The sequence below is a fragment of the Acidovorax delafieldii genome (assembly GCF_007993815.1).
Lineage (GTDB): Bacteria > Pseudomonadota > Gammaproteobacteria > Burkholderiales > Burkholderiaceae_C > Acidovorax > Acidovorax delafieldii.
The window spans coordinates 1,439,144-1,447,170 of the sequence record NZ_VJWE01000011.1 but is presented as its reverse complement, the minus strand read 5'-3'; the positions used below and the strand labels follow the sequence as shown (position 1 = coordinate 1,447,170).

Sequence of the window (8,027 nt, the reverse complement as noted above, 5' to 3'; positions counted from 1 at the left end):
GGCTCTTCTAGCGAATGCTAGTGACGCCTTGACTCCCCATAGCCGCCTCCAGCACCAGTGCGGGCTGCGGCCCCATGGGGCCTGATCGGTCCAACATCCTGAACCAGCCCAGGTACGAATCAAGGTATTTCGTTGCAACGCCCTTGAAGCGCTGCATCCACCCGCGCAGCCTGCTGACATAGGCATTGACGTTTTGAACATGCCAGGGGCCTCTCACACGCCTACCCCGGCTCACGTTCACCGCCTGGTGCTGCACGCCCAGGGCCCGCGCAGCGCTGGCCAGTGTGACGCTGCCGTCGGTGCATAGGATGGTGTCTGGTGGCAGCAAGGGTTTGAGTGCAGTTTGCACACTCACCGCTTGGTTCGTCTGCAGGATGAGGTTGGCCGTTGCTCCGGCCCGGTCTCGCGCCATCAGCACCGGGGTGTATTCCAAGCCCTTGCAGCCAGCCAGCGCCTTACCGCCGCGTCGGCGAGGACGACGCAGCAAGCCTCTGTGTCCCTTGCAGGAGGCCAGGAAGTAAGACTCATCGGCCTCGGCGATGCCCACAAGCTGGCGTGCCTGCACGCTCTTGGGGCAGGCCAGGAAGCGGTGGCGCCAGCGAAAGGCGGTGCTTTGCGCCACACCCAGGCGCAGGGCCACCTGGTTGAGTGAGAGTCCTTCGCTCAAGACCTGCGCCTGGCCCATCCACTTATCCCGCAGATGCAGGCGTGCCAGCGGTGTTCCAGTCAAGGCGTTGAAGGTGCGCGCGCACTGGCGGCACTTGAAGCGTTGCAGCCCGTTGGCCGAGCCATTCTTGACAAGCTGCGGGCTGCCGCAGTGCGGACAGGTTCGGTGGGCGCTGCCATGTGCTTCTACAACGGCGATGGCTTGACTGTGATCGAGCAGCGCCTGCAGGCAGCTTGCCAGTTGCTGGCGCTGGTGGTGCGTCAGCTGGGGCAGGCTGTGGATCAAGCGCGTCATCTGTTGCTGTCGCATGGCCTTCTCCTGGGGCAGACGCAAGCGCGTCATGCTGGGGAGATGGGGGCGTAGCGCTACGGTTAAAGACTCATCACTAGCATTCGCTAGAAGAGCCCAAAAATAATCAAACCTCCGCCCGCCCCAACCACTTCTCCCGCGCAATATACGCCCGCACCCCCAGCCCCATGAACGGCTGCGGCGGCATGCGCGTCGGCCCACCCAAAGCCAAGGCATGCGCCAACAACGGATGGTCCTGCCCCAGCGCCAAATCCGCTGCCAAAGCCCCCAGCGCAGTGAACTTCACCACCCCCGCCCCATTGCACCCCGCCACGCCATGCACCTGCGGGGCCAGCCGCCCCCAGCGCGGTGCGCCATTGCGGGTGATGGCAATCGAGCCTTCCCAGAAATGCTCCAACGCCACATCACCCAGCTGCGGAAAACGCGCCGCAAACACGGCCGCATGCTCGCGCCGCACGCGCTCGCGCACCGCAGGCCTGACGCGGAACTGCGGCGCATATTCAAAGCCCTGGCGCACCAGAATGCGGTGGTCGTCCGTGTAGCGCAGCGTGGCCCCCGTGACGGCGCTGGCGGGCGTCACGCCCCAGCCCTCGGGCGCGCCCAGGCGGCTGCGCTGCTCGGGCGTGAGTGGCGCCGTGAGCGAGCCAAAGGTGACCAGCGGAAACGTCTCCGCTCCCCAGGCGCTGCCGAACAGCCCCAGCTGCTGCGCAAACCCATTGGCCGCCAGCAACAGTTGCGGCGCACGCACACGGCCCTGCGGGGTGTGCGCCACCACCTTGCAGCCTGACAGGTCCAGCCGCTGCACCGGCGTTTGCTCGTACAGGATGACGTTGGCGGGCAGCGCATCGGCCAGGCCCCGGCACAGCGCGGCGGGATTGAGCAGCACGGTGCCCGGCGTGTAGAGCCCGGCGGCAAAGTAGCGGGTGCCCAGGCGCGCGGCCAGGGCGCTGCGGTCCAGCAGCTCGTGCGGCGCACCCAGGGCGCGCAGCTCCTGCACATGGTGCTGCAGCGTGCGCTCGGCAGCAGGCGACACGGCGCAGTGGTACTTGCCTGCGCGGCGCCATTGGCAGTCGATGCGGTGCTGCCCTACCAGTTGCTCAAGCTCACTCAAACCAGCCGTGAGCAACGCCTGGTAGTGCGCGGCCTGTCGCAGTTCTTCGAGCGAGCTGCCGATGTTGTGCGGCACATCAATAGCAAAGCCCGAGTTGCGGCCCGATGCGTTGTTGCCCACGGTGCCTGCATCCACCACCACGATGTGGGCGTGGGGGCGCAGCTCGGCCAGGCGGCGCGCGGCGGCCAGGCCCGCAAAGCCCGCGCCCAGCACCAGCCAATAGGCCTGCACATCGCCCAACAGCGCAGGGCGCGGCGTGCGCGGGGGCAGGATGGCGGACCAGCCGTTGGTGGCGTCGTCGTTGGGCAGGCGCAAAGGCGGGGAGGCAGCAGCGGCCGCCATCACCGTGCCGCGCTGGTCAGGCGGCACAGCTGAAAGGCCAGGCGCTGCAGGGCCTGCCAGCCGTCTTGCGGCCAGTCGGGCTGCTTGAGGCCTTTGACGATGCCATCCACCGTGTGGGCCGACTGCAGCAAGCGCGCCAGGGCGGCGTCGCTGGCCTTGGGCAGGATGCGTTCAAACAGCCGCTCCTTGGGGCCCCAGATGCGGTTTTCGCGCAGCGCCATGGGCAAGGGGCGGCCGGCGTTCATCGCGTCTTTCACGCGCTTGAGGGCGCGGATGTCTTCGGCCAGCGCCCAGTGCACCAGCACTTCGGCTTCGCCCTCGGCCTGCAGGCCATCCAGCATGCGCTGCACGCGGGCCGTCTGCCCGGCCAGCACCGACTCTGACAGCTTGAACACGTCATAGCGCGCCACGTTGAGCACGGCGGCTTCGACCTGGGCTTGGGTCAGTTCACCCGCCGGGTGCAACAACGCCAGTTTCTGGATCTCCTGGTGCGCGGCCAGCAGGTTGCCTTCCACGCGATCGGCAAAAAACTGCAGGGTGCGCTGGCCTTCCTCCCCCGCGACCACACGCTGGCCCTGCGCGGCCAGGCGCGCTGCGATCCACTGTGGCAGTTGGCCGCGCTCGATGGGGTCGATCTGAATCGACGTGCCGTTACCCTCCAGCGCGGCAAACCAGGCACCGGTTTTGGTGGCTTTATCGAGGCGCGGCAGCATGACCATGGTGAGGGTGCTGTCGTTACCCCGGGCCGATTCGGCGATCTGCTGCAGCGCCACGCTGCCGTCCTTGCCGGGCTTGCCCGAGGGAATACGGATCTCGACGATCTGCTTGTCGGCAAAAAGGCTGAGTGACCCGCCGGCCGCCAGCACCGCACTCCAGTCGAAATGGGCACCGGCCACGGTGTAGCTGCTGCGCTCGGTGTAGCCCTGGGTGCGGGCGGTGGCGCGGATGGCGTCGGCCGCCTCTTGCTGGAGCAAGGGCTCGTCGCCATGCAGGACATAAAGCGGCGACAGGCCCCGTTGAAGATGCTGAGAGAGTTGGGCCAGGGCGACTTGCATGCGGCAAAGTTTATCGCCTGGGCAGACCCGGCATTGCGCAAATTGCCAGCGTATGCCCTCACAGTGCACAAGAGAGGTCACGAACCGATCAGCTGCGGCGCTGTTCATTGGCGCCCAAAGCCCTGAGAATTCCCCCGGGCGCCCGCGCCCTTCCCGCTCACTGCCAAACCCAGAAAGTCAGACCGCCATGCCCCCCACCGCCCTGCGCAGCGCCCAGCCCACCAGCCTGATCGGCGCCCCCACCGACATCGGCGCCGGCGCACGCGGCGCCTCCATGGGGCCCGAGGCCTTGCGTGTGGCCGGCCTGCAGGCGGCGCTGGAGTCCCACGGGCTGCAGGTGTTTGACCGGGGCAACCTGAGTGGCCCCGCCAACCCGTGGCAGCCACCCGTAGACGGCTACCGCCACCTGCCCGAGGTGGTGGAATGGAACCAGCGCGTGTTCGACGCGGTGTATGCAGAACTGCAGCTGGGCCACCTGCCCGTCCTGCTGGGTGGCGACCACTGCCTGGGCCTGGGCAGCATCAGCGCCGTGGCCCGCCATTGCGCGGAGGTGGGCAAAAAACTGCGGGTGCTGTGGCTCGATGCCCATGCCGACTTCAACACCAGTGCACTGACCCCCAGCGGCAATGTGCATGGCATGCCCGTGGCCTGCCTGTGCGGTTTCGGCCCCGAGGCGCTGACCGGGCTGGCCCGCATGCCGGGCGGTGGCCCGGCTCTGCACCCCTCGCAGATCCGGCAGATCGGCATCCGCAGCGTGGACGCGGGCGAAAAGCGTTTTGTGCACGAGCAGGGCCTGGAGGTGTTCGACATGCGCTACATCGACGAGGTGGGCATGCGCCAGACCATGCAGCAAGCGCTGGCCGGTCTGGATGCACACACCCACCTGCATGTGAGCTTTGATGTGGACTTTCTGGACCCCGACATTGCCCCCGGGGTGGGCACCACGGTGCCCGGTGGCCCCACTTACCGCGAGGCGCAGTTGTGCATGGAGATGATTGCCGACAGCGGGCGCCTGGCATCTCTGGACATTGTGGAACTGAACCCCGCACTGGATGTGCGCAACCGCACGGCCGTGCTGGCGGTGGACCTGGTGGAGTCGCTGTTTGGCAAGAGCACGCTCATGCGCGTGCCCTCGCACGGCCAGGGGCCGACGCTGAGCGCGTGAGCGCCTGAGCGCGCATATTCTTAGAGCAGCTCACAAAACTCAGCGAAGCGGCCATGGCCAGGCGTTTCGCCGCAGGCAGCACGACTAGTACGACAAGGCGAGACAACGACGCCAGGGGAGTTCTGTGAGCTGTTCTTAGCGCTTGGCTGCTGCGAGCCGGCGCATGAGCTGCTGCACCAGGTCGGTCCGCATGTCGCGGTAGAGCAGCGCCTCTTCGGCCTCCTTGGCCAGCGCAATGGTTTCGTTGTAGCTGATGTCGCGCTGCTGCAGCAGCTCGGTGTCCGGGATCAGCTCCACGCCGGTGGGCGTGCGCAGGCGGAACTTGATACGCAAGCGCAGTTGCAGCTCGCGCACCTGTCCCGACGCATTGAGGCCCACCACCACACGCTCCTGCTGCTCCTGCAGCAGATCGAAGATGGCCTCTGCCGTCGGCATGCTGGCCGGGTCGCGCAGCAGTTTGAGCTGGCTGCCCGATCCGTCGAGTGTGCGCTGCAGCTCACGCGCCAGCGGCGAGCTGGCAGGGGCCGCGATGTAGAGCGAGCCAAACCCGAACTCCGGCACGCCACGCAGCCGGAATCCGCAGGCAGACAACAGGGCCACCGGGGCCAGACTGAGCAGTGTGCGTTTGTTCATGGGGTCAGACCACCACGTTCACCAGGCGACCTGGCACCACGATCACGCGTTTCGGATGAGCACCTGCGGCCTGGGCCACAAAGGCCTCGCTGGCCAGCGCAATGCGCTCGATCTCGGCCTTGTCGGCCTGGGCGGGTACATGGATGGATCCGCGCAGCTTGCCGTTGACCTGCAGCATGAGTTCGATCTCGTCCTGCACCAGCGCACCGGCATCCACCTGCGGCCAGGGCGCATCGAGCAGGTCGCCCAGCGCACCGGCGTAGCCCAGGCCCGTCCACAGGCTGTGGGCGATGTGGGGTGTGGCGGGGTACAGGCAGCGCAGCAGGATGCCAAAGCCTTCGATCAGCGCCACCTGGGCACCGGCCGAGTCCATGGCCTTGAAATCTTCGAGCGCGTTGATCATCTTCATCGCGCCGGAGACCACGGTGTTGTACTGCATGCGCTGGTAGTCGTAGTCCACCTGCTTGAGCACGTTGTGGATCTCCAGGCGCAGGGCCTTGGCGTCCTTGCCAAACTGCACGTCCTGCAGGCTGCTGGCACCGGCCACGCTGGCCATGGCAGCCTCGCGGTCGATGGCCGAGAGCTTGAGGCCGAAGTTCCACACCCGGCGCAGGAAGCGGTAGCTGCCTTCCACCGCCGCGTCGTTCCACTCCAGCGTGGCCTCGGGCGGGGCAGTGAACATGGTGTACAGGCGGGCGGTGTCGGCGCCGTACTTCTCGATCAGGTCCTGCGGGTCCACGCCATTGTTCTTGGACTTGGACATGGTGCCCACGCCCTCGTAGTCGATGGGCGTGCCCACGGGCAACATACCGTCGCCGCTGGTGGCTTCGTTCTTCAGCTTGGCGCCGATGATCTTGCCGCCTTCGTCCAGCACGTGCTCCACATCGTGCGGCCAGAAGTAGTCCTTGCCGCCCTTGGCGGTGCGGCGGCTGTAGATGTGGTTGAGCACCATGCCCTGCGTGAGCAGCTTGGTGAAGGGCTCATCGACCTTGACCAGGCCCAGGTCGCGCATGACCTTGGTCCAGAAGCGGGCGTACAGCAAGTGCAGGATGGCGTGCTCGATGCCGCCGATGTACTGGTCCATCGGCATCCAGTAATCGGCGCCGCCAGCGACCATGGCTTCACTGTTCTTTGGGTCGCAGTACCGCATGAAGTACCACGAGCTGTCCACGAACGTGTCCATGGTGTCCGTCTCGCGGCGGGCAGCCTTGCCACACACGGGGCAGGTCACGCCCGCGTGGAAGCCTTCGTGCTTGTGCAGCGGGTTGCCCGAGCCGTCGGGGATGCAATCTTGCGGCAGCACCACGGGCAGGTCTTTTTCGGGCACGGGCACGGCGCCGTGTTCGTCGCAGTGGATGATCGGGATCGGCGTGCCCCAGTAGCGCTGGCGGCTCACGCCCCAGTCGCGCAGGCGCCAGGTGGTCTTCTTCTCGCCCAGGCCCTTTTGCTCCAGCGCGTGGGCCACGGCGTTCACGGCTTCCTTGTACGACAGGCCACTGAAGCTGTCGGAGTTGATGGTCACGCCGCGTTGCTTGTCGCCGTACCAGTCCTGCCACTGGTGGTAGTTGAACGTTTCGCCGTCCACCAACACTACTTGCTTGATCTCGATGCCGTACTTCAGGGCGAACGCGAAGTCGCGCTCGTCGTGGGCGGGCACGCCCATCACGGCGCCGTCGCCATAGCCCATCAGCACGTAGTTGCCGACCCAGACCTCGACCTTTTCGTCGGTGAGCGGGTGCGTGACGAACAGGCCCGTGGGCACGCCCTTTTTCTCTTGCGTGGCCAGCTCGGCTTCGGTGGTGCCGCCGCTCTTGCATTCTTCGATGAAGGCCTTGAGCGCGGGGTTGGTCTTGGCGGCATGGGCGGCCAGCGGATGCTCGGGCGCCACGGCGCAGAAGGTCACGCCCATGATGGTGTCGGCGCGCGTGGTGAACACGTACATCTTGCCGTCGCCGATGAGCGCGCCGTCGTCGCCGGCAATGTCGTGCGTGAACGCAAAACGCACGCCTTCGCTCTTGCCGATCCAGTTTTCCTGCATCAGCTTCACACGCTCGGGCCAGCCGGGCAGCTTGTCGCCGGTCACAAAGCCCAGCAGCTCTTCGGCGTAGTCGGTGATCTTGAGGTAGTAGCCAGGGATTTCGCGCTTTTCCACGGTGGCGCCGGTGCGCCAGCCCTTGCCGTCAATCACCTGCTCGTTGGCCAGCACGGTCTGGTCCACGGGGTCCCAGTTCACGACCTGGGTCTTGCGGTAGGCAATGCCCTTGTCCAGCATCTTCAAAAACAGCCACTGGTTCCACTTGTAGTACTCGGGGTCGCAGGTGGCGACTTCGCGGCTCCAGTCGATGGCCAGGCCCATGGCCTGCATCTGCTTTTTCATGTACGCGATGTTTTCGTACGTCCACTTGGCCGGTGGCACGCCGTTCTTGAGCGCCGCGTTTTCGGCTGGCAGGCCGAAGGCGTCCCAGCCCATGGGCATCAACACGTTGTAGCCATTCATGCGCAGATAGCGCGTGAGCATGTCGTTGATGGTGTAGTTGCGCACGTGGCCCATGTGCAGCTTGCCGCTGGGGTAGGGCAGCATGGAGCAGGCGTAGAACTTCTTCTTGCTCGTGTCTTCCGTCACGCGGTAGGCGTCGGTGGCGGTCCAGTGGTCGTGCGCCGCGCGTTCGACGTCTTGGGGAGAGTATTTGTCTTGCATGGGGGCTCGGGGGTGAGAGAAGAGTGCAGCCGCAGGGCCGCGCTGCA

The 8,027-nt window shown here is 66.2% G+C and carries 6 protein-coding genes; 1 reads left to right on the top strand and 5 read right to left on the bottom strand.

Features of this window, described 5'->3' with window-relative positions; genetic code table 11:
- Window positions 1-7: 7 nt before the first annotated feature.
- The 3 genes from ATF69_RS09375 to holA form a co-directional block, all read right to left on the bottom strand.
- Entirely contained in the window at window positions 8-976 is a 969-nt protein-coding gene (locus ATF69_RS09375) for an IS1595 family transposase (protein WP_099729449.1), read from the bottom strand.
- A gap of 106 nt (window positions 977-1,082) precedes the next feature.
- Window positions 1,083-2,456 (bottom strand): NAD(P)/FAD-dependent oxidoreductase, encoded by a 1,374-nt coding sequence (locus ATF69_RS09370; RefSeq protein ID WP_244303683.1) that lies wholly within the window; start codon window positions 2,454-2,456, stop codon window positions 1,083-1,085.
- Window positions 2,429-3,484 (bottom strand): DNA polymerase III subunit delta, encoded by a 1,056-nt coding sequence (gene holA / locus ATF69_RS09365; protein WP_146870698.1) that lies wholly within the window; start codon window positions 3,482-3,484, stop codon window positions 2,429-2,431. Before holA ends, ATF69_RS09370 begins: the two co-directional genes overlap by 28 nt.
- Window positions 3,485-3,671: 187 nt before the next feature.
- Here holA and rocF point away from each other — a divergent pair, with 187 nt between their 5' ends.
- A complete protein-coding gene (gene rocF, locus ATF69_RS09360) occupies window positions 3,672-4,649 on the top strand; it encodes an arginase (protein WP_146870697.1) in 978 nt (325 codons plus the stop codon).
- A gap of 135 nt (window positions 4,650-4,784) precedes the next feature.
- Here the strand turns inward: rocF and ATF69_RS09355 are convergent, their stop codons facing one another.
- Together ATF69_RS09355 and leuS are read right to left on the bottom strand one after the other, a co-directional pair.
- Window positions 4,785-5,282 carry an LPS-assembly lipoprotein LptE gene (locus ATF69_RS09355; RefSeq protein WP_056068079.1) on the bottom strand — a complete coding sequence of 166 codons (498 nt, stop codon included), beginning with the start codon at window positions 5,280-5,282 and terminating at the stop codon, window positions 4,785-4,787.
- Between the two features lie 4 nt (window positions 5,283-5,286).
- Window positions 5,287-7,980, bottom strand: coding sequence for a leucine--tRNA ligase (gene leuS / locus ATF69_RS09350; protein WP_146870696.1), 2,694 nt, complete (start codon window positions 7,978-7,980; stop codon window positions 5,287-5,289).
- Between the last annotated feature and the right edge of the window lie 47 nt (window positions 7,981-8,027).